Origin of the sequence: Methanococcus vannielii SB (genome assembly GCF_000017165.1) — an archaeon.
Taxonomy (GTDB): Archaea; AGJL01; Methanococci; order Methanococcales; family Methanococcaceae; genus Methanococcus; species Methanococcus vannielii.
In genome coordinates, this window is the sequence record NC_009634.1 from 270225 (window position 1) to 295772 (window position 25548).

At 29.2% G+C, this 25548-nt stretch carries 25 protein-coding genes; 17 read left to right on the forward strand and 8 right to left on the reverse strand.

The window, feature by feature from the left end; genetic code table 11:
* Positions 1–243: 243 nt before the first annotated feature.
* From cas4 to cas1, 3 genes are read right to left on the reverse strand one after another with little or no spacing between them, the layout of a single operon-like run.
* Entirely contained in the window at positions 244–873 is a 630-nt protein-coding gene (gene cas4, locus MEVAN_RS01170; protein ID WP_011972039.1) for a CRISPR-associated protein Cas4, read from the reverse strand.
* Positions 848–1138 carry a CRISPR-associated endonuclease Cas2 gene (cas2, locus tag MEVAN_RS01175; RefSeq protein ID WP_011972040.1) on the reverse strand — a complete coding sequence of 97 codons (291 nt, stop codon included), beginning with the start codon at positions 1136–1138 and terminating at the stop codon, positions 848–850. The genes cas4 and cas2 overlap by 26 nt, the downstream gene beginning before the upstream one ends.
* Before the next feature lie 4 nt (positions 1139–1142).
* Positions 1143–2177, reverse strand: a complete 1035-nt coding sequence (gene cas1 / locus MEVAN_RS01180; protein WP_332247291.1) for a CRISPR-associated endonuclease Cas1 — start codon at positions 2175–2177, stop codon at positions 1143–1145.
* Between the two features lie 24 nt (positions 2178–2201).
* Between cas1 and MEVAN_RS01185 the strand changes: the two genes are divergently transcribed.
* The 8 genes from MEVAN_RS01185 to MEVAN_RS01215 all read left to right on the forward strand — a co-directional run bounded on the left by MEVAN_RS01185 (position 2202) and on the right by MEVAN_RS01215 (position 10679).
* Complete coding sequence (locus MEVAN_RS01185) at positions 2202–3881, forward strand: TIGR02556 family CRISPR-associated protein (RefSeq protein ID WP_011972042.1); 1680 nt, start codon at positions 2202–2204, stop codon at positions 3879–3881.
* The gene (gene cas7b, locus MEVAN_RS01190; RefSeq protein WP_011972043.1) at positions 3881–4756 is read left to right on the forward strand and encodes a type I-B CRISPR-associated protein Cas7/Csh2; all 876 of its coding nucleotides are present in this window, start codon (positions 3881–3883) and stop codon (positions 4754–4756) included. The genes MEVAN_RS01185 and cas7b overlap by 1 nt, the downstream gene beginning before the upstream one ends.
* Before the next feature lie 9 nt (positions 4757–4765).
* Complete coding sequence (cas5b, locus tag MEVAN_RS01195; protein WP_011972044.1) at positions 4766–5443, forward strand: type I-B CRISPR-associated protein Cas5b; 678 nt, start codon at positions 4766–4768, stop codon at positions 5441–5443.
* Complete coding sequence (locus tag MEVAN_RS01200; RefSeq protein ID WP_011972045.1) at positions 5427–7724, forward strand: CRISPR-associated helicase/endonuclease Cas3; 2298 nt, start codon at positions 5427–5429, stop codon at positions 7722–7724. The genes cas5b and MEVAN_RS01200 overlap by 17 nt, the downstream gene beginning before the upstream one ends.
* An 8-nt stretch (positions 7725–7732) precedes the next feature.
* Positions 7733–8386, forward strand: a complete 654-nt coding sequence (locus MEVAN_RS01205) for a CRISPR-associated endonuclease Cas6 (protein WP_011972046.1) — start codon at positions 7733–7735, stop codon at positions 8384–8386.
* 386 nt (positions 8387–8772) lie between these two features.
* Positions 8773–8922 (forward strand): hypothetical protein, encoded by a 150-nt coding sequence (locus MEVAN_RS08870; protein ID WP_156769200.1) that lies wholly within the window; start codon positions 8773–8775, stop codon positions 8920–8922.
* Positions 8923–9303: 381 nt separating this feature from the next.
* Entirely contained in the window at positions 9304–10053 is a 750-nt protein-coding gene (cobJ, locus tag MEVAN_RS01210) for a precorrin-3B C(17)-methyltransferase (protein ID WP_011972048.1), read from the forward strand.
* Positions 10054–10283: 230 nt separating this feature from the next.
* Positions 10284–10679 carry a translation initiation factor IF-5A gene (locus MEVAN_RS01215; protein WP_011972049.1) on the forward strand — a complete coding sequence of 132 codons (396 nt, stop codon included), beginning with the start codon at positions 10284–10286 and terminating at the stop codon, positions 10677–10679.
* Between the two features lie 159 nt (positions 10680–10838).
* Here MEVAN_RS01215 and cbiB read toward each other — a convergent pair whose 3' ends face one another.
* The 4 genes from cbiB to MEVAN_RS01235 form a co-directional block, all read right to left on the reverse strand.
* Complete coding sequence (gene cbiB, locus MEVAN_RS01220; RefSeq protein WP_011972050.1) at positions 10839–11771, reverse strand: adenosylcobinamide-phosphate synthase CbiB; 933 nt, start codon at positions 11769–11771, stop codon at positions 10839–10841.
* 14 nt (positions 11772–11785) lie between these two features.
* Positions 11786–13270, reverse strand: coding sequence for a DUF530 family protein (locus MEVAN_RS01225; RefSeq protein WP_011972051.1), 1485 nt, complete (start codon positions 13268–13270; stop codon positions 11786–11788).
* A gap of 17 nt (positions 13271–13287) precedes the next feature.
* Positions 13288–14604 carry a CCA tRNA nucleotidyltransferase gene (gene cca, locus MEVAN_RS01230; RefSeq protein ID WP_156769219.1) on the reverse strand — a complete coding sequence of 439 codons (1317 nt, stop codon included), beginning with the start codon at positions 14602–14604 and terminating at the stop codon, positions 13288–13290.
* 83 nt (positions 14605–14687) lie between these two features.
* Positions 14688–15053 (reverse strand): UPF0058 family protein, encoded by a 366-nt coding sequence (locus MEVAN_RS01235; RefSeq protein WP_011972053.1) that lies wholly within the window; start codon positions 15051–15053, stop codon positions 14688–14690.
* A 187-nt stretch (positions 15054–15240) separates the two neighbouring features.
* Here MEVAN_RS01235 and hisG point away from each other — a divergent pair, with 187 nt between their 5' ends.
* Both hisG and gatB read left to right on the forward strand, forming a co-directional pair.
* Positions 15241–16107: an ATP phosphoribosyltransferase gene (gene hisG / locus MEVAN_RS01240; RefSeq protein ID WP_048059117.1), complete on the forward strand. Its 867-nt coding sequence runs from the start codon at positions 15241–15243 to the stop codon at positions 16105–16107.
* Positions 16108–16336: 229 nt separating this feature from the next.
* Positions 16337–17746 (forward strand): Asp-tRNA(Asn)/Glu-tRNA(Gln) amidotransferase subunit GatB, encoded by a 1410-nt coding sequence (gatB, locus tag MEVAN_RS01245; RefSeq protein ID WP_011972055.1) that lies wholly within the window; start codon positions 16337–16339, stop codon positions 17744–17746.
* Between the two features lie 78 nt (positions 17747–17824).
* On the opposite strand, the gene MEVAN_RS01250 is transcribed toward gatB, so the two are convergent.
* A complete protein-coding gene (locus MEVAN_RS01250) occupies positions 17825–19663 on the reverse strand; it encodes an aldehyde ferredoxin oxidoreductase N-terminal domain-containing protein (RefSeq protein ID WP_011972056.1) in 1839 nt (612 codons plus the stop codon).
* Positions 19664–19759: 96 nt separating this feature from the next.
* Here MEVAN_RS01250 and MEVAN_RS01255 point away from each other — a divergent pair, with 96 nt between their 5' ends.
* The 7 genes from MEVAN_RS01255 to cobS all read left to right on the forward strand — a co-directional run bounded on the left by MEVAN_RS01255 (position 19760) and on the right by cobS (position 25505).
* A complete protein-coding gene (locus MEVAN_RS01255) occupies positions 19760–20770 on the forward strand; it encodes an AI-2E family transporter (protein ID WP_011972057.1) in 1011 nt (336 codons plus the stop codon).
* A gap of 22 nt (positions 20771–20792) precedes the next feature.
* On the forward strand, positions 20793–21248 hold the full coding sequence (locus MEVAN_RS01260; RefSeq protein ID WP_011972058.1) for an adenylyltransferase/cytidyltransferase family protein: 456 nt from the start codon (positions 20793–20795) through the stop codon (positions 21246–21248).
* Between the two features lie 13 nt (positions 21249–21261).
* On the forward strand, positions 21262–22095 hold the full coding sequence (locus MEVAN_RS01265) for a sulfite exporter TauE/SafE family protein (RefSeq protein WP_011972059.1): 834 nt from the start codon (positions 21262–21264) through the stop codon (positions 22093–22095).
* 70 nt (positions 22096–22165) lie between these two features.
* Positions 22166–23641 carry a phosphoadenosine phosphosulfate reductase domain-containing protein gene (locus tag MEVAN_RS01270; RefSeq protein ID WP_011972060.1) on the forward strand — a complete coding sequence of 492 codons (1476 nt, stop codon included), beginning with the start codon at positions 22166–22168 and terminating at the stop codon, positions 23639–23641.
* A gap of 118 nt (positions 23642–23759) precedes the next feature.
* Positions 23760–24047 carry an energy-converting hydrogenase B subunit P gene (locus tag MEVAN_RS01275; protein ID WP_011972061.1) on the forward strand — a complete coding sequence of 96 codons (288 nt, stop codon included), beginning with the start codon at positions 23760–23762 and terminating at the stop codon, positions 24045–24047.
* A 13-nt stretch (positions 24048–24060) separates the two neighbouring features.
* Positions 24061–24738, forward strand: a complete 678-nt coding sequence (locus MEVAN_RS01280) for a TIGR02253 family HAD-type hydrolase (protein ID WP_011972062.1) — start codon at positions 24061–24063, stop codon at positions 24736–24738.
* A gap of 2 nt (positions 24739–24740) precedes the next feature.
* Positions 24741–25505 carry an adenosylcobinamide-GDP ribazoletransferase gene (gene cobS / locus MEVAN_RS01285; protein WP_011972063.1) on the forward strand — a complete coding sequence of 255 codons (765 nt, stop codon included), beginning with the start codon at positions 24741–24743 and terminating at the stop codon, positions 25503–25505.
* Positions 25506–25548 lie beyond the last annotated feature (43 nt).

Sequence of the window (25548 nt, forward strand, 5' to 3'; positions counted from 1 at the left end):
TTTATTTTGTAATTTAGGCACATAATAAAAGGTTATAATTAAATATGCACTTGGGTAACTAAATATTTTTAAATTAAATAATTATTATTTTGTTAATTTACTAACTTGTACTTTTTATAAATTTAAAATGTTAAAATACCTTTTTAAAGATTTATTTTTAAGTATTACGTATTTTTAAGAATTTTTTAGATACCAATGTTAAAAAATAAGCTCAAATTAAAGTTTATAATTTTTAAGGAACAATTATTTTACACAAATATTTTTATAACAACAATCAATACATTTTAATTTATTTGACGCTGATTTTGGGTAATGTCCAGACATTACTTTTTTAAACTCCTCTAAATATTTATTCAGCTTATTTATTTCTTTTATATTCACTTCTATTTCTTTTAAGACATTTTTTCCACGACAATATAATATATATCCTTGTGTAACTTCTGCATTAAAAGTTTCAGCTATCATTAAAGAGTACATTATAGTTTGCATTTTATATGTTTTATATATTATGTCATTGTACTCAGCAAATTTGTAATCGAGTGAAGCCATGGTTCCGTTTGAAAGTGTTAAAACTTCATCGGCAATCCCTTTAATACCATAGTTTTTCGAAACCATTGAAACGTTTATTTTTTTGTCAACCACGTTTATTTTTTTACGTAAGTAGTTCGCATTTTCTAACTCCTTTTTTTCATGAATTGTTCTACCCTTTAAAACTTTGTACCGTTTTTCTTCATGCTGGCTTATTCCCAAATAATTCATAAAGTAGGTATATCGTTTACAATACAAAAATTCAAGCATTTCTGAAGGAGTTATGTAATATTCATTTTCATTGAATCCTTCAAAATTATTAAAAGAATTTTGAGACGATTTCATCAGATACCAACTCTTTATCAAACGCTTGGCCAATTAATCCTGCTTTATTTAATTCATCTTTACTCATTGGAAATACATAGATTGAATCAATATCTAAATTAATAGTATCCTCTAAGATAATTTTTAATTCATCAAGAGCATTGCTATTTACGTCCCCTAAAAATACGCTTTTTTGAACGCGGTATAATCCATAGTTTAAACATGTCTTTGAAACTTTGCTTCTTATTTTATCATCTGAAATATCGTAAATTACCCATAAAAGCATATGATCACCCATTTAAAATCCTGTTTGCAATATTATGGCATTCTAATTGGATTATATTTTGAATTTCCATATTTTTTCCGCGATATTTTTCCTTACTCTCAATTAATAGGTTGTATTCTGAAATTAACGCTTGTTTTCCATCTTTTGCTAAATAAAATCCCCCTTCAATTTCTTCAAAAAAGTTATCTTTTATCTTTTTTGTTGAAAACATTTTAAAAATGATTTTGTCAATATATATTCGATATTTTTCAATTAAATCAAAAGTAAACGCTTTTCTATTGTAATTATCAACATGCAAAATGCCGATATATGGGTCAAGTCCGGAAATTATACATGAACGTTCAATTTGGGAATAAAGTATTCCATAGCCGTAGTTTAACATGCAGTTAAAGTAATCCTCTGCAGGATTTCTACTTCTTTTGTTAAATTGATATTTTTCAGGTAAACTTTTTGAAATCATTTCAAAATATAGTCTACTTGAATAACCCTCATAACCTTGAATCGTATTTCTTATTTCATCAATATTTTGTTCGAATGTTAATGAATTTAACTTATTTTTCCTTTCATCCATTTTTAGGATACTTTCATTAATCAAATCTCTTCTTTCATCTCTTCGGTTCATAGCAATTATTTTTAAAAAATCAGTCTGATTTTCTATTTTTTTAGAAATCCATTCTTTTACAAGTGTTAATCCAAGTTCATTTTCAGAAAGCAAAAGTTGTTTTTTTCTAATTGTGGAAATACTCCCGTGCTTTGAATGCCAAAATCTACCTACGGGTTTTCCATTCATTTTTAAGAGTACTAAATCAATATTTTCTTCAACTGCCAAGGATATTGCCTCAGTAGATATGGAAGAAGGGCAAGTAATTAAAATTTGTTCTACCTTTTTTGCAGGGATTTCCTGAACATTTTCGCCATTTTTTAATTTAAAGCGAGTTCCTGATTTTGATATATATGTTCCAGGGGTGTTGATAATTAGTTTTATAGTATCCCCTCCAATTAAAACCGATAATATTATATTGTTAAAACTAAATAATATATCTTGTTTATACGGGGGTTCAGTATGATAGATATTATTTCAAACATTGGAAAATTTTCAAGAAATAATCATGGTGAAAAAGAACTAATAGATATTTGGCAAAAACCGGAAAAAGATTTTGATTCAATTTTAGAAGTTGATATTGACACAAAAAATAACAGCATCAATGTCATATCTAAAGAATTTGATAAACGTGTTTTTCGGGATTCGTTATTTTATCAAGTTGGAAACGGGCACGTTGGTTCACTCGTTAAAATAGAGAAATTTAAAGATGATCAAAAAGTCATTGAAAAAATTAACAAAAAAATAGAGAGTTCATTGAAGTTTTTAAGCATAAAAACTGAATTTGTGAAAAACATATCCGAAAAAGTTTTTGAAAAAGTAAGAATAGCACCTTCAAAGGCATATATTGTTAGTTTTTTAAAAGATGGAAAAAAACCCATAGATCTTTTTTTAGATAAATTTAACAATGAAATAGAAAAGACGTACTTAAATAAAACTAAATTTACTAAAGAGTGCCACATATGTGGTAAATCTGAAATTATATATGATACAGCCATTTATAATTGTTATACTAACGATAAAGAGATTTATTCAAATACTAAAGGTTTCTCATTTGGTATTTGTAAAGAGTGTCTTTTAAATATACTTCACGGGCGTGATTATACGAGAGATTATCTATCTACATATTGGGCAGATAGTGAAGTAATGATTTTGCCACATAACTACGATAACGATATCGACGAAATTTTTAAGGGCGAAAATATCGGTTCAACACATTCAGAATCAAAACTTATAAACAAACTCAAATCAGCCGAAGAAGAAATATTTGAAGAATTCGGAAGACTTAATGAACCTGTAGATATAGTTTTTTTTGAAGATCCAAAAGCAAGTTCTGAATGGAAAATAATTTACCATATACGAGGAATTTTACCTTCTCGATTTAAATTAATATCTGATTTAGAGAAAAAATATTCTTCAGAAAATCATAATTTTAGACTTAGGGATATTTTGAACATTTTAGCAGGGGGAACTTCTTCAAACGAATCGAAAAGACTTTTAAATATGATATTTCATGGTAAAAAATACAGTAGAAGTCTTTTTTTTAATAAAGTACTTAAAAGCTACCAAAAAAATCATTTTAGTCAGAAAAAAATACCTGACTGGAGGTTTATGGCCAATATTCATTCCGTTTATAATTTTTTGGTAGATTGCAACTGTTTGAATAAAGGTTGGAATTTTAAATCAAAAAATAATGGGGGAGGTTATGAAATGACAGTATATGCTACAATAGACGAATTTTTTGAAAAAAATAATGAATTTTTTGATACAAACCAAAAGAAAGCATGGTTTTTAATTGGAAATGTTTATTCAAGCTTGATTTATTATTCAAAAAAATATCATGATTCGAATGTATCTTACCTTGAAAAAAACTTCTTTTTTGGTAAAAAATATGATTATAAAACATTTATTTACTTTACAAATAAGTGTTCTGACCTAATTATTAAATATAAAAGTGGAGGGGCATTAAATTCAGGATATTCTTTAAATTCACTACTTATAATGGCTAAAGAATATATTGGTACGGGAAAAAATTTACCTACTGCTGATGAAGCCAAATATATATTTTTTTGGGGTATGCAACAACGTATTGGTAAAAAAGAAAAAAATGAAGATACATTAACCAATGAGGGTGAACAATAATGGTAAATTCAAGAGAATTTTTATTAATATGGGATAGTACAATGGCAAATCCAAATGGTGATATGTTAAATGATAATAAACCAAGACAGGATGAAGCCACAGGGCAACTTGAGGTTTCTGATGTTAGGATAAAAAGATTTATTCGTGACCACTGGATTTCGAATGGAAAAAATGTGCTTGTACAGACAAAAACTGACAAAAATGGAAAAGTAATGACTTGTCAAGGAATTGTTAAAGAAATGGCATCAGAAAATAACTTAAAAGACGAAGAAATTCCAAATTATCTTTTGGAAAAGTATATCGATGTAAAACTGTTTGGTGCAGTAATTACAAAGCCAAAATATGATATCACAGGCCCCCTTCAAATTGCATGGAGCAAATCCGTTCACGAAGCAGATGTAAAATTCATGCAAGGAAATGCAGCATATGCAAGTGGCGAAGGAAAAGATCAGGCATCCATATGGTCTAAATTTATTTCACCTTACGCACTTTTTAAAACATATGCAGTCTACAATGACAAAGTTGCAGAAAAACAAGGAATAAATGTTTCAGATGATGATTTAAACGATTTTAAAGATGCATTACTTAATGGACTGAAAAATTACCGGAGTACCTCAAAAAATCAGATGCCTAGACTGTTAATTGAAGTAATTTATAATAATAACAAGTTAGATGGGGAATTAAATTACGTTGATATTACTTATGAAAATCAGGACCTTGAATTAAGGGATATTTCGCAAGTTGTTATTAATTTGGGTAAACTTTCAGAATATGCTCTTGAAAAGTCAGCAAGTATTGAAAAAATTATAATTTATAAACATAAGAATGTTAACTTAATAAATGTGCCAGAAAATGCTGAAGAAAACTTAATTTAAAGGGATATTATGAAATCAGTAGTTTTTAGTGCTAAAAGTGAATATGGGCGATTTAGAAAGCCATACACAACTACATCAGCACTTACATTTCTATGTATCCATCCTGTTGCAGCAAAAGGACTTATCGGGGCTTTGGTGGGAATTGATAAACTAGATCTTTACGAAGAGACTAAAGATTTGAAAATAGGGATAGAAGTACTTGGTGAAATAAACAAAGATTTACAATCTGTAAAACTATTAAATTTGAAAGAAGGAGTATCTGGTGGAATGTTCCATTTTCCATCAAACATTGAATTTTTAAGGTGCCCTCATTATCGATTTTATGTTATGTGGAATGAAAATAAATTAAACGAATTAAACGATAAGTTAAATGTTGGGGAATGGGAATTTACCCCGTATTTGGGCGTTAGTGAATCCATTGCTAAGATGAACTATGAAGGAATGTTCGAAGTTTCAAAAGTGGAAAAAGCAGATTTTGTAAATACAATAATTCCAACAAAAAATATACTTCCAAAAATTAATCTCAATACAAAAATGTATTCTGATAAAATACCTGTAAAGAATAATTCAAATCGGGAATATATTGAATATGAAAAAATAGTTTTTGCTGAAAAAAACCCATTATTTGGGAAAATCAGCAACACGGATATTTACCAAGTCGGTGAAAGAAATGTCTATTTCTTTTAATCTTTTTTCACACCCCGATCAAACTTTAAATGACCATTTAACGGGCGTAAGAGATATTGCTTTAAATTTACATAAAAATCACAATGTTAACAAAGATTTAACGGATGTACTTGAAATAATTTGTATGGCACATGATTTTGGAAAGGCCACTTCTTTTTTTCAAGACCGGTTAAAAACTGGAAATAAAAGTAAACTTACAGATCATGGGGAAATTTCTGCGTGTTTTGCGTACTGGTTATTGCCCGAACTTTGGAAAATACCTGGATTTTTGATAGTAAAAAGACATCACGGTAGCATGAAAAATGCAAATGATGAAATATTGCTTAATATTGATATTTTAAAAAAACAAGCAAAAAATATCTTAGAAAATAATTTTGAAGAAGTTAATTTAATTTATTCAGAAATGCTTGAAAAAAATTCTAAATACTTAAACGATTTTTTTGACTTTTTAAATTCATTAAATGAACGTTCTATAAAAAAACACTTTAGAAAAGAGATTTCTAATATTAAATACGATTTAGAACTTTTTATAAAAATCCAGTATATCTATTCTATTTTATTAAGTGCAGATAAATCACAGTTAATTTTAAACAAAGCATATCTTCCAAAAGTTACAATACCTTCAGAATATGTTGAAAAATATAAAGAAGATTTAAAAAAGAAATTTGTGGAAAAAATTGGAAATTTTGAAAATAATATGGTATTTAATATTAGAAACGATGCGTTTAATGAATTAAAATATGAACTTGAGGAAGTTGATTTAAACAATAATAAAATTTTTTCAATAAATATGCCAACTGGAACTGGTAAAACAATGCTCGGATACTATTCGGCATTTAAAATACTTGAAAGGTTAAAAAACGAGCAAAATTTAAATTCTCAAATCATATACTGTCTTCCATATATGAGTATAATTGATCAAAATTATGCGGAATTATACAAACTCCTTGAATATAATTTAAATCGGCATCCAAACGATGAGGAACTTTTAAAGTTTCATTCTATGACTGAAATAAAATATAGTGATTTTAAAGAATATGATGCAAGATTTTGCTTTGAAAACTGGCAGAGTAAGGTTGTAACAACTACGTTTGTACAGTTTTTCAATACAATATTTAAATCTGGAAAAAATTCCGTTATGCATCGGTTTCATACGCTTTCTAATTCAGTTATTATTCTTGATGAAGTTCAGGCAATTGAAACAAAGTATTTTCCCCTTATAAAGCAGTTTTTAGAGATATTGTCTAAAAATTATAATGTTTATATAATTTTAATGACTGCAACAATGCCCATACTTCTTGATACTTATGAATTAATACCAAATAATGAAAAATACTTTAAAAGTCTAAACCGGATAAAAATAATAAATAATACGTCAAAAAATATTTCTTTAAATGAATATAAAGATATTTTACTTGAAAAAACAATTAAAAATTCAGATAAAAGTTTTTTAATAGTAATGAATACTGTAAAGTCTGCAAAAGATGTTTATCAGTATTTAATGAAAGAAACTAATCGAAAATGTATTTATTTATCAACAGAGATATATCCAAAATTACGACTCGAAAAAATAAATGAAATAAGAAAAATGAATAAACGTGGTGAAAAACCTGTTGTTGTATCAACACAGCTTATAGAAGCAGGAATCGATATTGATATGGATACCGTATATAGGGATTTTTCCACACTTGATTCTATAAATCAAACTGCTGGAAGGGCAAATAGAAATGGTTTAGGGGAAAAAGGTGAAGTTTATATTTATAATATAATCGATGATAAAAAAAGGCCTTACTGTGGATATATCTATCCACATCATTTATTAGACTGCACAAAATCCGTTCTTTTAGAAACTGAAATTAATGAAAAAGAACTTTATGAAGTTAATAATAAATATTTTAAGGAAGTTCAAAACCGTTCTTTAAATGAAATAGGTGAAAATGTCCAAAAATCAATAAAATCATTAGATTTTAAAACATTTAGGGATAATTTTGAACTTATTAAAAAAGAAGAGTGGAAAAAAGATATTTTTATAAATGCAGACAATAATTCTGATGAAATATTAAAAAAACTTGAAAATTCAAAAGATTTTTCTAATTTGGAAATTAAAAATTTGTTTAGAGCGTTAAATAATTATAGAATTTCGATAAATACTCAAAAATACGATAAAATAAAAAATAATCTAATATCAGTAGATAAATTCGAGTTAGAATATTTAAATATTGATAATTACTCTGTGGAAGAGGGCATACTTGATAATCTACAAAACGAAATATTTTTTTAGGCGATATCATGAAATTAAGCTATTTATCAATTAATTATTATGATTTGAATCTCCCAATGAGGTATGGTTCAAAAATTAGAGGTTATTTTGCAAATAAATATCCTGAAAGTATTTTGGTTCATAACCACGATAATGAAAAGAGCGTATACAAGTACCCTTTGATACAGTATAAAATAATCGATAACATTCCAATTATAATTGGCTTAAATGAAGGTTCAAAAGAATTAATACAGAAAGGAATTCTGTTTGAAAATTCAATAACTATTGAAGAAACAAAATACAACTTAGATAGAACCGAAATAATTTCAAAAGAAGCTTATTTCGGCACAATTGACAAAATTTTAAAATACCAATTTAAAACACCTTGGATGGCATTAAATAAGAAAAATGCAGAAATTTATAAAAAGTTAGATGAAATAGATCGAGAAGAACTTCTTAAAAGAATTTTAATCGGAAACATTATTTCGATGTCAAAATCACTAGGATATGATATAAAAGAAACATTGAAAATTAAGATAAATTTAAAAGAAATCCCCGTAAAGTTCAAAAATCAAGAAATGGCGGGGTTTAAGGGGGAATTTTACATTAATTTTGATATTCCCAATTATTTAGGCATTGGAAGAAACGTTTCAAGGGGATTTGGAACGGTTTTTAAACTTTAAAATACTAAAATAAAAAAATTTTCTTTTAATTTACGTTGTATCAGTTAAAACGCAGAATTTAGTATATGCAACACTTTTTTAAAAAGTTAAGTCTACTAAAAAGTACTGACTTAAAGTGGGTGATTAAAAGTCCTGAAACTTTAAAAATTTCTTACTAGTTCTGTTGTTTTGTATAAAATAGAAAGGCATATAAATGTTAAATACAATTAAAATATTTAAGCATTCTTAAAAAAATTAAGGATGTTTAATAGTGTTTCATTCAAAAAATGTAACGCATGCTAAAATAACCACATTGACCTTAGGAGGCGATTTTTATAGGATTATTTAAAGACGATATAGAACACTTGAAAAAAGATTTAGAACACATACATTGCGATGTAGAACACATGTCTAAAGACTTTGAAAGCTGTGATTGCGGCAGTAGTGCGTTACAAGATCTTAAAGACCACTTAAATGATTTAGATTCACATTTGCATGATGTATTAGCACATGTTGGGCATGTTAAAGCTCATTCTGATGAAGATAATATAAAATAATCATTCTTAATAAATTATTGGTTGAAGTTTTAAAACCAGTACTTAAACTAATATTTAAGTATTGCTTTTAAAACATTAGTACTTCTAATTTAGATGTTATTATTTTCAAATTGACAAAAATATATAAAGGGTTAAACCATATTTCATTTTATATTGGGTAACAATGGTGGCCTATATTGATAATTTTATAACTTCAGTATAGCTGTATGATGACAGTTACCCCCGCTGACTGGATTAACTGCTTTAAAGGCTATTTTTTCGGGATGACGATATCAGCACTATCTGACAAAGCTACCATTTATTAAATTTACTATTTATTTAACTTTGTCTTGTTTTATGAAATGTTTTATGAAATTTATTTTTTTGAGAACAAGTGATAATATGTTGTATGTTATTGGAATTGGGCCTGGAAACGAAGAGTTTTTTACAAAAGAAGCTGAAAATATTCTTAATTCTGTGGATATGATCGTATGCTATAAAGGGTATAAAGAATACATCGAAAGATTTCAAAAAGAAATTTACGTAAATGGAATGACGAAAGAAGTTGAAAGAGTAGAATATGCATTAAATCAGGCTAAAAATAAAACTGTTGCTCTTGTTTCAAACGGTGATGCAACAATTTACGGGTTGGCATCGTTAGCATTTGAATTAAACGAAAAAAATTTTGAAAAAGTTGAAATAAACGTTGTAAGTGGCATTACCTCTGCAAGTATTTGTTCTGCAATTTTAGGGGCCCCCTTAAACCATGATTTTTCGGTTGTTAGTTTAAGCGATTTATTAACTCCTTTAGAAAAAATTTTAAAGAGAATAATTTGTGCATTTGAAAGCGATATGATTTTGGCAATTTATAACCCGTTAGGTAAAAAAAGAAAAGAACCTTTTTTAAGTGCTCTTGAAATTATTTTAGACTATTCAAAAGATAGGAATATTGATTATGTTATTGGAATTGTAAAAAATGCAGGAAGAGACAAACAAGAGTATAAAATAACTACAATTAATGGCATTTTGGAAAATCTTGACTATTATATGGATTATATTGATATGAGCACTACATTAATAGTTGGAAATTCAAATACAAAAATTATCAACGGCAAAATGATTACTCCAAGAGGTTATCTTTCAAAATACTGATTTTACAAATCATTTATACGCCCTTTTTTAAAATAGTAATAAACCGTTCTTGATATATTTTTAAAAAGCTAAATTGATTTTAAATACTTAATCTAATGAAATACCATATAATTTTATATATTAGTAAGCAATATTATTGAAAAGCCTTTTTTCAGGACTACATTGTTATATGGCACTAATATATTTGCCATATGCTCAAAAAAACACTACAAGTTTAAAATGGTGATATAATGGCAGGAACAAAACCGGGAGATTTAGGTCAGGTTAAAGTTGGTCAGTACGTAGTTATTGATGGTATTGCATGTAGAGTCATGGATACTGCACACTCAAAACCTGGAAAACACGGCGGTGCAAAAGTAAGAATGGTTGCAGTCGGTATTTTCGAACCCGTTAAAAAAGAATACGTAGGTCCAGCAGGTTCAAGAATTGATATACCCCTTATTGATAAAAGAAAAGGGCAAGTTTTAGCACTTATGGGTGACCAAGTTCAAATAATGGACATGGAATCATTTGAAACATTGGAAATCCCAATGCCTGAAGATGTAGAAGGTATTGAAAGTGGTGCAGAAGTAGAATACTTCGAAGCAATGGATAGATATAAAATTACAAGAGTTATTGGAAAATAATTCTTGTAAATATTTTAATGAACATTTTAAATATTTTAAAATGTTTAAGCCCCATGATTTTAAAAAGTATTTTTTTAATGATAATTTAAACTTTTTTAAATGCGTATTAAACTTTTTTAAATTTCTAAAACAATTTAGATTATTCGATTGAGTATTATATTAATATATTAGATTAAAGTATAAGACCATGTAAATTACTAAAAATAGTAATACCGAATAATCAACTGCTTTTAGTGAATTTACTGCCTTTAAAACAGTAATTTCTCCTTTTCCAAGTTTATAACAACCTATTTTTTCAAGTTCCATTGAAAGCGAGTTTGCAATTACTGCCATTGTGTATCCCGAATTTGGAGATGGTGTTTTAAAACCTTCTTTTAGATATCCATAGATGGCGGGAACAATTTTTCCACCGTAAAAGGGTGCAGAAATTATTAATAAAATTCCGGCAATTCTTGAAGGGATAAAATTTAAAATATCATCTAAATAGGCGGCAGTTTTTCCGTAATATCGATATTTTTCGTTTTTATAACCTAGCATTGCATCCATTGTGTTTACTGCACGGTATATAAATGCACCCGAAAGCCCAAAAATTGCAGCATAAATTAATGGTGCAATTATACTGTCCGTAATATTTTCTGAAGAGCTTTCAACTGCTGCTGAAATTACGTGCTTTTCATCTAAAGTTGATGTATCCCTACTTACGATATGCTGAACTGACTTTCTAGCGCTTTTAATATCCCCAGACATTATGTACTTTATTGGGGCTTTTGAAAATTCTAAAAGTGATTTATGGCCAATAGAAAATGAGAGAATTAAAGAATAGGAAAATAATTTAATATAATAATTTGAAATTAAATTTAAAATTAATTCCAGCGTAAAAAATATTAAAAATACGGTAAAAACCGTTAAAAATACCGTAATAAATCCAAAAACTAAATCTTTAAGCTTTTCAACTGAATGCGTTGATGGAAACACTTTTTCTAAAAACTTAACGAAATTCCCGATAAAAACAACAGGATGGAGTTTTTCAGGAGGCTCTCCAATGTATCTATCTAAAAGGTCTGCAATAATTAAATAAATTGGATTTATCATTTTTTCAAAGTCTCTTAAAGTTTTCCAAGGGCATTTAAAAAGCTTTTCGTTTTTTCTTTTTTAATTTTACAATACTTTTCAAGAACTTTTAAGTCTATTTTTCCTTTTAAATTTTCTTTAATGTCTTCAATTACAGCAATTAATTTTAAAATATCTTCAATTCCTGTTTTTTCAAAACCGTACTCTAAAGCTTTTTCCATACCATATAATAAGTATATAGAAACTCCACCTATATTTTTTAACGATATTTCATACTTTGGAAGCTCTTTTTCAAACATAAACTTTAAATCAAGTATTTTTTTTGGCTCAATTTCTTCAATATCAAGCCATTTCAATTGGGAAGTTGAAGGAGTTACAAGTATTGATGAAAACATATGGGAACGACTTCTTTCGTCAGGCGACTTTAAAAGATAGTACATAAAAAGATCTTTTGAAATCTTTTTTATCGGAATTTCAACGGAAATCGATTCAAAAATCCTATTTTGTATTTCAAGTGATTTTTTTAAATTTTCTAATAATTTTCCATTTTTATACAGTCCTTTTTCCTCTAAATCTGTTTTTATATTCATTTTTTTTAGTTTCGTTTCTTCAAGTGCCCTAACATCAATAATTCCGCCTTCATAAACATCATTTTCAAAATTTTCGCAAATGTTACTGTATTTTTTAATTAAGCACCGTTCTTCTTTTGAAAGCGACTCTTTTACTTCTAAATTGATTTTTTCCTTTATTTCCGGCAAATACGTTGTAAAATAAGCTAAAGTAAGTGTTTTTTTAACATATTGGTCATTTAGTAGCTTATTTTTTGAATAGTTCTTTTTTACTGAAGTAATTATGGCGTCCCCATACGTCCTTTTTATATATCCTTCATAATCTTCTTCTTCAATTTTTACACGCTTAAATTTTCTTTTCCCATTTTCAATAATAACTAAAGACAGAGTTATCGAACTTACTACGCCTTTTTCAGGATAAGCATGTTCTAAACCCTTAATTTTTGAAGAACGAAGCTTTGAAAATCCTTCTGATTCAAATGCACTTAAAATGTTTTTATATGATTTAAAAAACAGTGGGGGTATTTTTGATAAGTGTTCTTTATACGAACCGTTGTAAGGTAAATTTTGAAGTATATCTTTATTTCCAAATTCATCTAAAAGATTTCCAATTGCAATTTTGTGTGAAACTATTGCGTATTTTGCCCTTTCAAGAGAACCTTTTTTTTCATCTACCATTCTTCTTAAATACGAAGAATAGTTAATTATTTCATAAATATCATCGTCTTCTCCACCTTTAATCTGCCCAACACCAATATACGGCGTTTCAAAGCCCTGTAACTCCATTTTTTCCCTTAAATTTTCTAAAATGCATAAATTACATTCAAGACTCTTTTGAAGTTCGTTTACACTATTTTCTTTTTCAAGAAATGGTTTTTTAAAATTATCTCCAAAATTAGATAGCCCATCTAAAAATTCGTTGCATTGCTGTATCAAGACACTACTGTCCATGATTTCCCAAATTAAATTTAAATTCTTTCTACAAAAGTTCCAATATTAATTAATGCATTTTCAGGACAGATATATTTTGGATAGGTTATCTGACCTTTTAATTTCCCATTTACGATATTATTGAATAGTATCTGTACATTTTTATATTTTCTGTTTTTGTATGCACAAACATTGCACCCTGAAACAAAATATTTTTCGTTATTTTTTATAAAATTTAAAACTCCAAAAGAACTGCTAACTGGGGGGCCCACCCTTAATTTTACATCAGGTAATTCGTGTACTAAAAACTCCCATGAAAGATAGCAGACTTTTTCATCTGCAAAATTGGTATATCTTAAATAATCAAAATCATGTTCTTTAATAAGCTTATTAATACTTTTTTGTAATTTTTCCATTTGAGGATAAACTATATCTTCAACAACGTTTTCTGGACGTTTTATTTCAATAGTTAAAAAATACCCGTGACTTCTTTCATTTAATTTATTAATGGTTTTTTTTTCAAAATTATAAAAAAATTCTTTATTTGGGTTCATTAAAAACATTTTAGAATAAAATATGAATTTACAATAGTTTTCAAGGCTTAATGCAGCGGCAACGTTTCTATTTAAATCTACAGGGTCATAAACAATAAGTGAATCATTAAATTCTAAAAATTTATGGTCATTTTTTAAACCATACATTTCGTAAATTTCATCTAAAACTATTACTTTTTTAAGTTTCCAAGTTTTTACATCGTTTAGTAAATTTAAAAAACTCCCATATTTTAATATTAAAAGTTCGCATAAATATCCTGAAAAACCGGCAGTTTTTAGGTCTGAACCATATATTGAAAGTCCTTTTAAAAATTTTTTTAAAAGACGGACTTCATTTGAAATGTCTGTTTTTAAACTAGCCAACACTAAAAATTCATTATGTAGTGGCGTTCTATCTACGGCAGATATTATTTTTTCACAGTTTTCGATTTTATAGCATGGAACAATATCTAATGAAAATTTTCCAATTTTTCCAGATATATATGGATGTTCAGCATATTCTAACCAAGATATTCCGCCAAAATAATCAATTACTTCTTTTCCAACCCGTAAACCTACTTCTTTTAGGGTTTCTCGCTCAGTATTTCTTTCAAATCTTAAAAAAATATCAATATCATGGTCATTTTTTAAATTAGCATTTCTTGCTGTAGAACCAACTTGTATTATATCTAAGATGGGATATTCAGAAATACTTTTTAATTTATGTAGTACTGCATTAGAAAATAACGTTAATTCTTCTTTTTCTGAATCTGTTGGAGAGATATCAGTTAAAACTTCGTTTAGTACTTTTTGTATACCCATAGAATTTTCAAGTATTTCTTTCAAAATATCCACCTTATGTTAAAAATAAAAAAATACTAAAAAAATAAACACTACTTAATCAATTAAACCGTATGTTTGATTTGGCCTTTATACTGGACAGTAAGGGAATTTTTAACCTTCTTTAGATTTTGGTTATCGTCTAAATCCGAATCGCTTTCTAAGTGTAAATATTTTAATGCATTATCTGATAATCTTTTTGAAAGGTTTTCAGGAATAGAATCATCTCTTTCAGAGAGTCCCTCTGCAATACACGCAGCAAGTAAAAAAATAGCAGCTCTTTGTTCAGTTTTTAACTTGTGTATATGGTGGGGTTTTACGTCTAATTCTTCGTAGGTTTTTAAGTATTCACAGCCCATTATGTCGGGGACCGTTTCTCTAAAGACGTGTACAAAGAATTGGTGGAGTTCCATTAGCTGTTCCTTATGCATTGTTCCCCCTTTTAAATCTGTTTTGAAATAAATTAAACCATCATATTATATATATGTTTTCAGAAAATCTAGATTTTTAAAAATTATGGGTTTTTAAATATCATACCTTAACTAATATATTCAAAACATATTTATGGTTAATGATTATATTTATTCTAAATATGCTCATAAGTTACAGGTGGTTATTTTGATTTTACTTGCATTACCAAATAAGGGGAGAATTTCAAAACCCGTAAATGAGATTTTAGAAAAAGCTGGATTAAAAATAAGCGTTCACGGTAGAAGTCTCTTTGCAAAAACAGTTGATGAAGAAATTAAAGTAATGTTTGCAAGGGCTAAAGATATCCCTGAATTTGTTAGGGATGGGGTTGCAGATGTTGGCGTTACGGGCTATGATTTAATGTTAGAACGTGGAACAGAAGATGAATTAGAAATGCTTTTAGATTTTAAGTTTGGAAATGCAAGACTTGTAATTGCAGCTCCTGAAAATTCGCCAGTAAATTCGATAGATGATATTACCAATAAAATGAAAATTGCAACAGAGTTTCCAGGCCTTACTAAACGGTATTTAGAAAGTAAAGGGCTTGATTTAGAAATAATTGAACTTAGCGGGGCTACTGAAATAGCGCCTTTTATTGGTGTATCCGACCTTATATGCGATTTAACTTCAACTGGAACAACACTTAAACTTAACCGTCTAAAAGAAGTAGATAACGTGGTTTCATCAACAACGAGGCTTGTTGCAAATAAAAAAAGCATGGACGACCATTTAAAACGTGTAAAAATAGACCAAATAGTAAGCGGGATAAAAAGCGTACTTTATGCCCAAACAAAGCGTTTGGTTATGATGAATGCACCAAAAAGCAAGGTTTCAGAAATAACGGCAATTATTCCTGGAATGGGGGGCCCGACAGTTTCAGAAATCTTATCAAACAATGACATGTTTGCAATAAATGCAGTAATTGATGAAAATAAAGTTTTTGAAACCGTTTCAAACCTTGAAAAACTTGGAGCAAGGGATATTTTAGTTTTACCTATTGAACGAATACTTTAGAATATAAAAGTTTAAAATAATTTTTAAATAACTTTTTAAAATAACTTTTAAATTTAATAAAACAACTGATTTAAATTTGTTTAAATTTGTTTAATTTTAAAAATTTTAAAAAACCTTTTATAGTTAAATTTAAAAAGAAAGTAGGATGTAGTTATTTAATCATTATTGATGCTTAATTTTTGCTATATATGATTTTAATTTATTTTAAGGTTAAATTTAGGTGAATAATATGAGCGACGACTTATCCATGAAATGCGGTCTTGAAATTCACGTTCAAGTTGACACGAATTCAAAGTTGTTTTGTAAATGTCCAACAAACTATAAAGATGTTTTCCCAAACACGAATATCTGTCCGGTATGTATTGGACACCCTGGCGCAAAGCCAATGCCTCCAAATAAAAAAGCGTTTGATATTGCAATAATGGTTGCAAAAATGCTAAACTGTGAAATGATAACTGATAAAGATATATATTTCCAAAGAAAGCACTATAATTATCCAGATTTACCTAGTGGGTATCAAAGGACTTCAGTTCCAATAGGGGAAAAAGGAAATTTTTTAGGCGTTGGAATTACCGAAGTTCACCTTGAAGAAGACCCTGGGCAATATAAGCCGGATTTAGGAACAGTGGATTATAACCGAAGCGGAACTCCACTAATTGAAATTGTAACTGACCCAGATATGAAAAGCCCTGAAGAAGCAAGGGAGTTTTTAAGGCAATTAATGAGGCTTTTTAGATATATCGGCAATTTAAGGGGCGAAGGTACCATGAGGGCCGATACAAACATTTCAATTAATTATAACGGAATTCAAGGAAAACGTGTTGAAGTTAAAAACGTAAATTCTATAAAGGGAGTTTACAAGGTTTTGAAATACGAAATCATCCGGCAAAAAAATATTTTAAGGCGTGGTGGCGAAATTAAAATGGAAACAAGGGCATTTATGGAAAGCCAAATGATTACAAAATCCATGAGAAGTAAGGAGACTGCGGATGATTATAGATATATTCCTGATCCTGATTTACAGCCAATAGTTTTAGATAATTCTTGGATTGAAAGGGTAGAATCAGAAATGCCTGAAACACCTATTTCAAAAGAAAAAAGATTTGTTGAACAGTATGGGATAAAAGAAGATGATTCAAAAGTATTGGTATCTGACCTTGATTTGGCAGATGTTTTTGAAAGAGTAATTAAAGACGTTGGAAGTGATGAAACAGGTATTTCACTTGCAGTAACGTGGGTTAGAAATGAATTAAAGAGAGTTTTAGTTTACAATAAAATTGACTTCTTTGAAAGTAATTTAAAACCAGAACATATAATTGAACTTATTAATTCAATAAAAGACAGGACAATCAGTCAAAAAATTGGAAAAACAGTTATTGAGCACATGGTGGATCAAAAAGGCGAAAAAACTCCAAAAGAATTAATAACGGAGCTTGGTTTAACTGTTATTGAAGATGTAAGCGAACTTGACCAAGCATGTGAAGAAGCAATAAAAAATAGTGAAAAAGCTATTGAAGACTATAAATCTGGAAATATACGGGCTTTAAACTCCGTTGTTGGACAAGTAATGAAGCTTACAAAAGGTAGGGCAGAACCTGGAACTGTTGTGGAAATGCTTAAGAAAAAAATTGATGGATAAAACAACTTTTCATTTTTTAGTATTTTCTTAAAAATAAATAAAAAAATAATATTAATATTATTTTCAGGAGTTTTAAAACTATTTAATTTTCCAATCTATTTCAAGTAACTCTTCATATTTTTTTACGACTCGTTTAATATACTCATTGAAGTTTCCTTTTTCAAATTCTTTTGACCATTTTTCATTTTCAAATTCATTAGCACCCGAAATTATTAGCTCTTCTACACGTTTACTTTCCATTGTAGGATAACCAATATTTGAATCGTATTTTGATATATCTTTTAATAATTTTTTACTTTCAAAAAATATGTCAATATCACTTACTTCCTTTAAAAGTTTGTCAATTATTGGAGTAATCCATTTTCTATGGAATCTACATATTCCAAGATTTTCAAGCATTATTTCTTCAAGAGTATTTTTAACACTTAATTTGGCCAATTCTTCAGGTTCTAAAAATACTCCGCATTGGTAGTGTGTTAAGTACTTTCCCTGTATTAAATACGGCATAAAGTTCCCAATTGCCCAATACATTGTTGGCGAAATCTGCCCTTCTTTTCCAAAAGAATCATATACTCCAAAGTCTTCAAACTTTCTATCTTTTATCCTTTCAGGATATTTTTCATTTAGTACTTTTGATGCTCGCCTAACTCCACGGGAACAAAGGTTTCCAAATTCATTTTCATTGAATGCAACAATTTTTGCAAAAGCTACGGCCTGTTTCGCATTATGCTCTGAATTTTTTAAGATATCTTCGTCATTTTCAAAGCTTTCAATATCAAAAACTGGCTTTTCAATTCCAACTTCTTCGGGTTTTAACATTCCATTATCTAAAAGTTCAAATACCCATGAACAAAGGTTTCCAAATTCAATTGCATCAATTCCAATGGTATCCACCATATTTACAACTTTATCAGCGGCGTAAATATCGAAAATTCCAAGCAATGGCCCGTTTGCTTCATAAGGTTCGTAATCCACGTGTAATCCATTTCTATGTTTTTTACAGACTGTTGGGCAGGGTTCTCCACAATTTGTCCAGTTTTTAGTTTCAATTGCTTCAATATCGAAATTTTTCACAAAATGCTTTAATATTTTTCTGTGCAATTTAAATCGTTTATTTTTATCAATAAATGGCATTCTCCAGTTAAAAATTGGAGTTAGCTCCATTGTAATATGATAATTATTTCCAAAAGTTCCGCCTGTTTTTTTTTCTTCACTATATCTATATTTTTCAGTATTTTCTAAAACTACTTTAGTATATGGTTTTTTAAAGTGTTCTTCTACAATATGTCTTAAATCTTTTTCAGGCCTTTTTTTACCGAAAAAAACAACGCCTACTATATTATGGGCTTGAAATAGTACGGAACCACCTCCGCCTCTTGCAGCCCAGTCTTCTGAACCTTCAACTGCTTTTCCATTTTTAATAGTGTGTGAGTATATTGCACCCATATTTGTTGTTTTTGAAGCAGGGCCAACTAAAAATGCACGGTAATTTTTTTCTTTGAATTTATCAATAATTTTTTCATTAAATTCGTAAATACTTTCAATTTTATCGTTAAATGGGATAAAATCTACTTTTAAATTTTCTTCTTCCCCGTTTATAACGATTAAACTTGGGATACTACATTTTCCAGTAATTGCAACGTTTGAAACTCCTGTATCTTTAAATGTATATCCTGCTCCACCCATTGCCGAAAAATGGAATCCATCCCAAAGTGGTGATCTAAATGAAAATATTAGCCTATGGCCGCCAATTACGGGTAAAATTCCTCTGCCAAAACAGAAAAGATTTTTTTCGTCAAAAGGATTATATTTCCACGTTTCATGTGTTTCATGCATCATCATACCAAATGAAAGTGGGAAGTACTCTCCTTCAATTATAGAATAATTTTGTTCCTTTGCATCAATCAAAATGTTCATATACTATTCCCTCAATACGATTATTTACTGATTATTTATATGGCGGTAGTACTATATTATTTAAAATGTCTATTTAAAATGTCTTATAGGGATGTTATGAAAGATAACGAGTATCGATTTATAATGCGAATTTTTGTTTTTATTACTTTTTTAGCAGTTATTTTTACAGCATGGCCTTTTTTAGATACTCTTGCTTTTGCATGCGCTTTTTCATACATGTCAAAGCCGTTTTATGATGCCATACGAAAATTTACAGGTAGAACACTTGGGGCACTAATATGTATACTCATTATAACAATTCCTGCGATATTTTTACTATTATTTATTATTTCAGACGTAATCAATTTTTTAAATACTTTAAATTTTTTAGAAATAATTGAAAACGTTACTAACTTTTTAACATATCTTGGATTACAAAATATTGCAAAAAAGGACTTAACTCCAGTAATTTCAGAATTATGGATTTTTTTAAGGCCGACAATAAATATGATGGCATCACAGCTATATAGGCTTCCTTTATTGTTTATAAAAATATTAATCACTGTATTTTTAACTTACTATTTCTTAAAAGATGGCCATAATTTTAAAGGTGCGATAATGCCACACGTTCCGGATGTTTATGCGCCTCAGACAGAATTATTTATGGAAAACTTACATGAGGCATACAAAAATTTATTTGTTGGAAATGCTTTAACATCATTTACCGTTGGGATTATTTCAATTATTGGCTTTTGGGCAATGGGGCTTCCAAACCCAGTTACGCTTGGTGCACTTAGTGGAATTTTGACACTTTTACCCGTTGTTGGAGGCTGGACAATTTACATGCCCCTTTGTTTATTCTATATCGCAACAGGAATGTACTTAAAAGCACTTTTACTTTTTGGTTTTGGAGTATTATTTTTATCACTAGCCCCTGATTTTGTAATTCGTCCAAGTATCGTAAGTAATGAAAGTGATATACACCCTGCACTTTTATTAATTGCATTTTTAATGGGGCCGTTAGCTCTTGGAATAACAGGTTTTGCACTAGGCCCAATAATTGTTGGGACATTTGATGCAATTTTTAGGGTTAGAACTGGAGAAGATAGTATTATAAACTTAAAATAGCCAATAACTATAAAGTGATATAATGGATAGGAAAAAAATAGCTGTAACAGCAGGTACATTTGACCTTTTGCATCCGGGGCATTTTAACACGTTAAACTTTGCAAAAAAGCATGCAGATGAACTGATAGTAATAATTGCAAGAGATGAAACGGTTAAAAAAATAAAAGGTAGACGACCAGTAATTCCCGAAGAACAGAGGAAAATCATGATTGAAGCATTAAAGCCTGTTGATAGGGCCGTATTAGGAAGTTTAAATGATAAATTAGAACCTATTATAAATATTAACCCCGATATAATTATTATAGGGCCTGATCAAACCACTTACCAGATTAATGAATTGAAAAGGCAGTTATTAAATCATGGGCTTAAGCCGGAAATTATAAAAGTTGAAGAATATGTAAACTGTCAATTTCACAGTTCTTACGATATTTTAAAAGAAATTGTAAGGCGATGGTGCAATAAAGAATTAAAAGTATGAGTTTAGTGTTAGTATGGAAGTTATCTTAATTTATATCTTTTTGACCATTCTTGGTGCAATTATAGGGCTTATTACTGGCGGATTGGGCCTCGGTGGCGGTTTTTTAATGGTTCCAATACTCACCTATATTTTTCAAAGTCTTGGAATTTCTGAAGATAATTCAATAGCATTTGCAGTTGGAACAAGCCTTTCTGTAATTTTTGTAACTTCTTTAAAAAGTGCATATGAACACCATAAACTCAAAAATATTATATTTAATTACTCGCTTCTTCTTGGAATTTCGGGATTATTTGGAACTATTGTTGGGGTACATATAGTTACAAATTATCTTGATGGCGGACTTCATAAAATGCTTTTTGGAATTATTTTAATTATTTTATCTTTAAATATGGCATTAAATACAGTAACGCCTGAAAATGAACTGGATATAACACAAGAATTAAAGTGTGATACAACTAAGTATCCTTTAATTTTGGCTTTTGGAATTATAATGGGGGTCTTATCAAGTGTATTTGGAATTGGCGGTGGAACTATTGCAGTTCCAGTATTAACGCTATGTTTAAAGCTTCCAATTAAAAAGAGTGTGGGCACTTCTCTTGGAATGATGTCAATAGTTTCATTAGGTGGTTTTTTAGGTTACCTTTCAAGCCCAGTTGAAATTTTAGATAGCTATAAATATTTAAACTTTGTAGGGTATGTTTCAATCTCTTCTTTAATTTCAATTTCAATTTCTAGCATAATATTTTCAAAATACGGTGCAGAACTTTCAAATAGGCTTGATGCTAAATCTTTAAAAAGGTTTTTTGCAGGTATACTATTTATAGTCGGGCTAAAAATGGTAATTTAACTTGAAAAATATATTATAAAGGTTATAGGATTTTGATATATGCAATTTTCATATTTTTACGGTGGTAATTTTGAAAACAGTTTTAGGAAAAATACATTTAAAATGGTGCAAAAACTGCAATGTTCCAGTACTTGATAAAACGTGTGGAATTTGTAATTTAGAAACTTTTGAAGTTAAAGTAACTCCCCCTGGAGATGCTAGGCCGGCTTTTAAAAAAGATATAGAACTTATAACTAAAACCCTAAAAATGCAGTTTGGACTTGAAGAAAATATTTTTAAAGATAAGCTAGTTCTTTTAAATAAGGCTCCTGGAGTAGAATACTTCCAAGAAATTATATTGGATGGCCAAATAATTGGATTATTGAATTTTAATGAAAAAAAGCATGATTGGAAAATAATTCCAACAATTGAAGGTGCAAGAAGACTAATTAATGCAGGGTGCACTAAAAAAATACTAACTGTAAAAAAAGACGTTCCAAAGTACATTTTAGAAAGTGGAGCATCAGTTTTAAGGCCTGGAGTATCCTACGTAAGTGAGGATATAAAAATAGATGATGACATATTGATATTAATTGAAAATGATGAACAATTAAATTTTAATTTTTCTGAAAACGATGTACTAGGTGTCGGTAGGGCTAGAATGGATTATTCAGAAATTATAAGTTCTGAAAAGGGAATGGTTGCTAAAGTTAGGAAAGCAGAATTACCAAAAACTTCTGAAATACTTTTAAAGACAGGAACTTTTGAAGAATCTATTGGTTTGATGATTCAAGCAAATGAGGATGCAATTACTAGATTTGAAAGTAATTCCGTTGGATTTATGAAAAATACTGCTAAAAGAATAGAACGTCCAATTTCAGTTGCCTATTCTGGTGGAAAAGATAGTCTTACAGTTTTACTTCTTGCGATAACTGCATTTAGAAATCCAGAAGAACCAGTTGAATTTGACGTTTTATTTAATGATACCGGACTTGAATTTGATGAAACACTTGAAAACGTTGATTTAGTCGATAAATTGTATGGTTTAAATATTTTAAAAACTGAATCAGGGCAATTTTGGGAAAAAGTTGAAGAATACGGCCCGCCGGGTAGGGATAACCGCTGGTGCAGTGAAATTTGTAAAGTTGGCCCCCTTGGAAAACTTATCGATAAAAAATATGAAAAAGGATGTTTAACTTTCGTAGGAATTAGGAAATACGAATCATTTAGCCGTTCAAAAAAACCGAGAATATGGAATAGTCCAACAATAGAAAAACAAATGCTATCTTCTCCAATTTTAAATTGGTCAGCGATGCATGTTTGGATATATTTATTTAAAAATAAAGCACCATACAATGTATTATATACTGAATGTTTTGATAGGGTTGGGTGTTTCATGTGTCCTGCAATGGAAATTGGGGAAATTGAACTTGTAAAGCAGGGTTATCCTAAAACATGGGATCGCTGGGAGGATTTTTTAAAAAATTACGCCAAAATTCATGGTAAAAATGAAGAATGGGTATCTGGAGATTGGCGGTGGACCAATAAAAAAAGTAATAAAAATTAAAATGTAAATTAAACTTAAATATATTAAAACTACAATAATTTTCTTAAATTTTCTTTGAAATAACATAACTCATATATTAATTAGTTCTTATAATATCTTATGAAAAAAAGGTGATACATTGCCAAAAATGGTACTACTTCCAAAATTAACAATGTCGCTTGGTGGATACATCAGGGAAACTGTAGAAATATATTTAGATGATGGCGTTAAGAAGTTCCCGCACAGAAACGTTGTAGTTGGAAATCCAACAAACGAACCAATAAAAATAGATGTACCGGCATATGACGATGAATGGATAGAAAGGCATAAAAATTTGGGCTTAATTGTAATTCCAGTTGGGGAAGACGAAGACTTTGTAGGAATATTTAAAATGGTTGAAGATAAAGTTAAACGTGCTATTACTTAATTTTGGTGAAACCATGATTAGAGGGGTTTTATTTGATCTCGATGATACACTTTATAATTCATCTAGCTTTGCAAACCGTGCAAGAAAAGAAGCTTTAAGGGCCATGATCGATGCAGGTCTTGATTCAACGGAAGAAAATGCTCAAAAAGTTTTAAATAAAATCATTGACCAGAAAGGTTCTAACTATGGAATGCATTTTAATGATTTAGTGAAGGATATAATGGGCGTACACGACCCAAAAATAATTACAATGGGCATAATAACATATCACAACGTTAAATTTGCACTTTTAAGGCCTTATTCGGATACAATCAAGACACTTGTAGATTTAAGAACTATGGGTTTAAAATTAGGTATTCTAACAGATGGGGTAACTATAAAACAGTGGGAAAAACTAATAAGACTAGGAATACACCCGCTTTTTGATGAAGTTGTAACTTCTGAAGAATTTGGTCTTGGAAAACCAAACACTGAATTTTTTAACTATGGTCTAAAAAAGCTTAAACTAAATCCTGAAGAAGTAGTTTATGTTGGCGATAGGGTGGATAGGGATATAATTCCTGCAAAATCTGTTGGAATAAGGACAGTACGTATATTACAGGGGAAATATTCAAGTGTTTGTGATGAAACTAGCGACTATACAATAAAAAATATTTCTGAACTTTCAAACGTTATAAAAAAGATGATTTAAGCATGATTGATGAAATAAAAGGTCTTATATTATTCATGACTCGAATACCTGCTGGGAATTCTAAAAGCGATTTTGAAGGTATTGCGAAATATTTCATGTTAATGCCATTAGTTGGGACATTAATCTCTCTTTTTGGGGCACTTGTCGCAATTTTAATGAGTACTCTTGGAATTACATCCGGAAACATTTTAGGAACTATTGTCTTATTTACTTTACTTTATGTACAGGGATTTCACCATATTGACGGCCTTGCAGATTATGGGGATTCTTGGATGGTTCAGGGAAATGCTCGAAAAAAATTAGAAGTTATGAAAGACGTATATATTGGAATTGGCGGATTTATATTTGTTTTTTTTGTTGAATTAGTATCTTTATTTTCAATTTCCTATTTATTTGAAACTAATGGAATAATTATTTTTGTAAAGTACATTATTATTATTGAAACATGTTCACGGCTTGGATTACTTTCTTGTGCATGCTGTGGAATTCCTTCAACTGAGGGTACAGGCAGGTTTTTTGTTAAACGGACAAATGAATCCCACTTGTTAACTGGACTTTTACTTTCACTTTCTGTTTCATTATTACTAAATATTCCAAAGCTAGGCGCTTTATGTTCAATTTTAGCAGTATTTGTCGGAATGTTTTTTGCATGGAAATGTAACAATCAATTAAATTGTGTTACAGGAGATATTCTTGGAGCTACTGCGGAAATATCAAGAATGATACTTTTAATTTCAGTTATTATAGCGGCCCCTTTAATTAGTTAATTAAGTAGTTAGTTACTTAACTACTTAATTAGATTTATTTTAA

Bases quoted from the DNA above. Each gene is read 5' to 3' on its own strand.
- MEVAN_RS01205 (WP_011972046.1), top strand. From the start codon at position 7,733: ATGAAATTAAGCTATTTATCAATTAATTATTATGATTTGAATCTCCCA.
- MEVAN_RS01200 (WP_011972045.1), top strand. From the start codon at position 5,427: ATGTCTATTTCTTTTAATCTTTTTTCACACCCCGATCAAACTTTAAAT.
- cas4 (WP_011972039.1), bottom strand. From the start codon at position 873: ATGAAATCGTCTCAAAATTCTTTTAATAATTTTGAAGGATTCAATGAA.
- MEVAN_RS01225 (WP_011972051.1), bottom strand. From the start codon at position 13,270: ATGGACAGTAGTGTCTTGATACAGCAATGCAACGAATTTTTAGATGGG.
- cas2 (WP_011972040.1), bottom strand. From the start codon at position 1,138: ATGCTTTTATGGGTAATTTACGATATTTCAGATGATAAAATAAGAAGC.
- cobS (WP_011972063.1), top strand. From the start codon at position 24,741: ATGATTGATGAAATAAAAGGTCTTATATTATTCATGACTCGAATACCT.
- cas7b (WP_011972043.1), top strand. From the start codon at position 3,881: ATGGTAAATTCAAGAGAATTTTTATTAATATGGGATAGTACAATGGCA.
- MEVAN_RS08870 (WP_156769200.1), top strand. From the start codon at position 8,773: ATGTCTAAAGACTTTGAAAGCTGTGATTGCGGCAGTAGTGCGTTACAA.
- MEVAN_RS01235 (WP_011972053.1), bottom strand. From the start codon at position 15,053: ATGCATAAGGAACAGCTAATGGAACTCCACCAATTCTTTGTACACGTC.
- MEVAN_RS01265 (WP_011972059.1), top strand. From the start codon at position 21,262: ATGGAAGTTATCTTAATTTATATCTTTTTGACCATTCTTGGTGCAATT.
- MEVAN_RS01280 (WP_011972062.1), top strand. From the start codon at position 24,061: ATGATTAGAGGGGTTTTATTTGATCTCGATGATACACTTTATAATTCA.
- MEVAN_RS01260 (WP_011972058.1), top strand. From the start codon at position 20,793: ATGGATAGGAAAAAAATAGCTGTAACAGCAGGTACATTTGACCTTTTG.
- cbiB (WP_011972050.1), bottom strand. From the start codon at position 11,771: ATGATAAATCCAATTTATTTAATTATTGCAGACCTTTTAGATAGATAC.
- MEVAN_RS01215 (WP_011972049.1), top strand. From the start codon at position 10,284: ATGGCAGGAACAAAACCGGGAGATTTAGGTCAGGTTAAAGTTGGTCAG.
- MEVAN_RS01250 (WP_011972056.1), bottom strand. From the start codon at position 19,663: ATGAACATTTTGATTGATGCAAAGGAACAAAATTATTCTATAATTGAA.
- MEVAN_RS01255 (WP_011972057.1), top strand. From the start codon at position 19,760: ATGAAAGATAACGAGTATCGATTTATAATGCGAATTTTTGTTTTTATT.
- cca (WP_156769219.1), bottom strand. From the start codon at position 14,604: ATGGGTATACAAAAAGTACTAAACGAAGTTTTAACTGATATCTCTCCA.
- cas5b (WP_011972044.1), top strand. From the start codon at position 4,766: ATGAAATCAGTAGTTTTTAGTGCTAAAAGTGAATATGGGCGATTTAGA.
- gatB (WP_011972055.1), top strand. From the start codon at position 16,337: ATGAGCGACGACTTATCCATGAAATGCGGTCTTGAAATTCACGTTCAA.
- MEVAN_RS01185 (WP_011972042.1), top strand. From the start codon at position 2,202: ATGATAGATATTATTTCAAACATTGGAAAATTTTCAAGAAATAATCAT.
- cobJ (WP_011972048.1), top strand. From the start codon at position 9,304: ATGTTGTATGTTATTGGAATTGGGCCTGGAAACGAAGAGTTTTTTACA.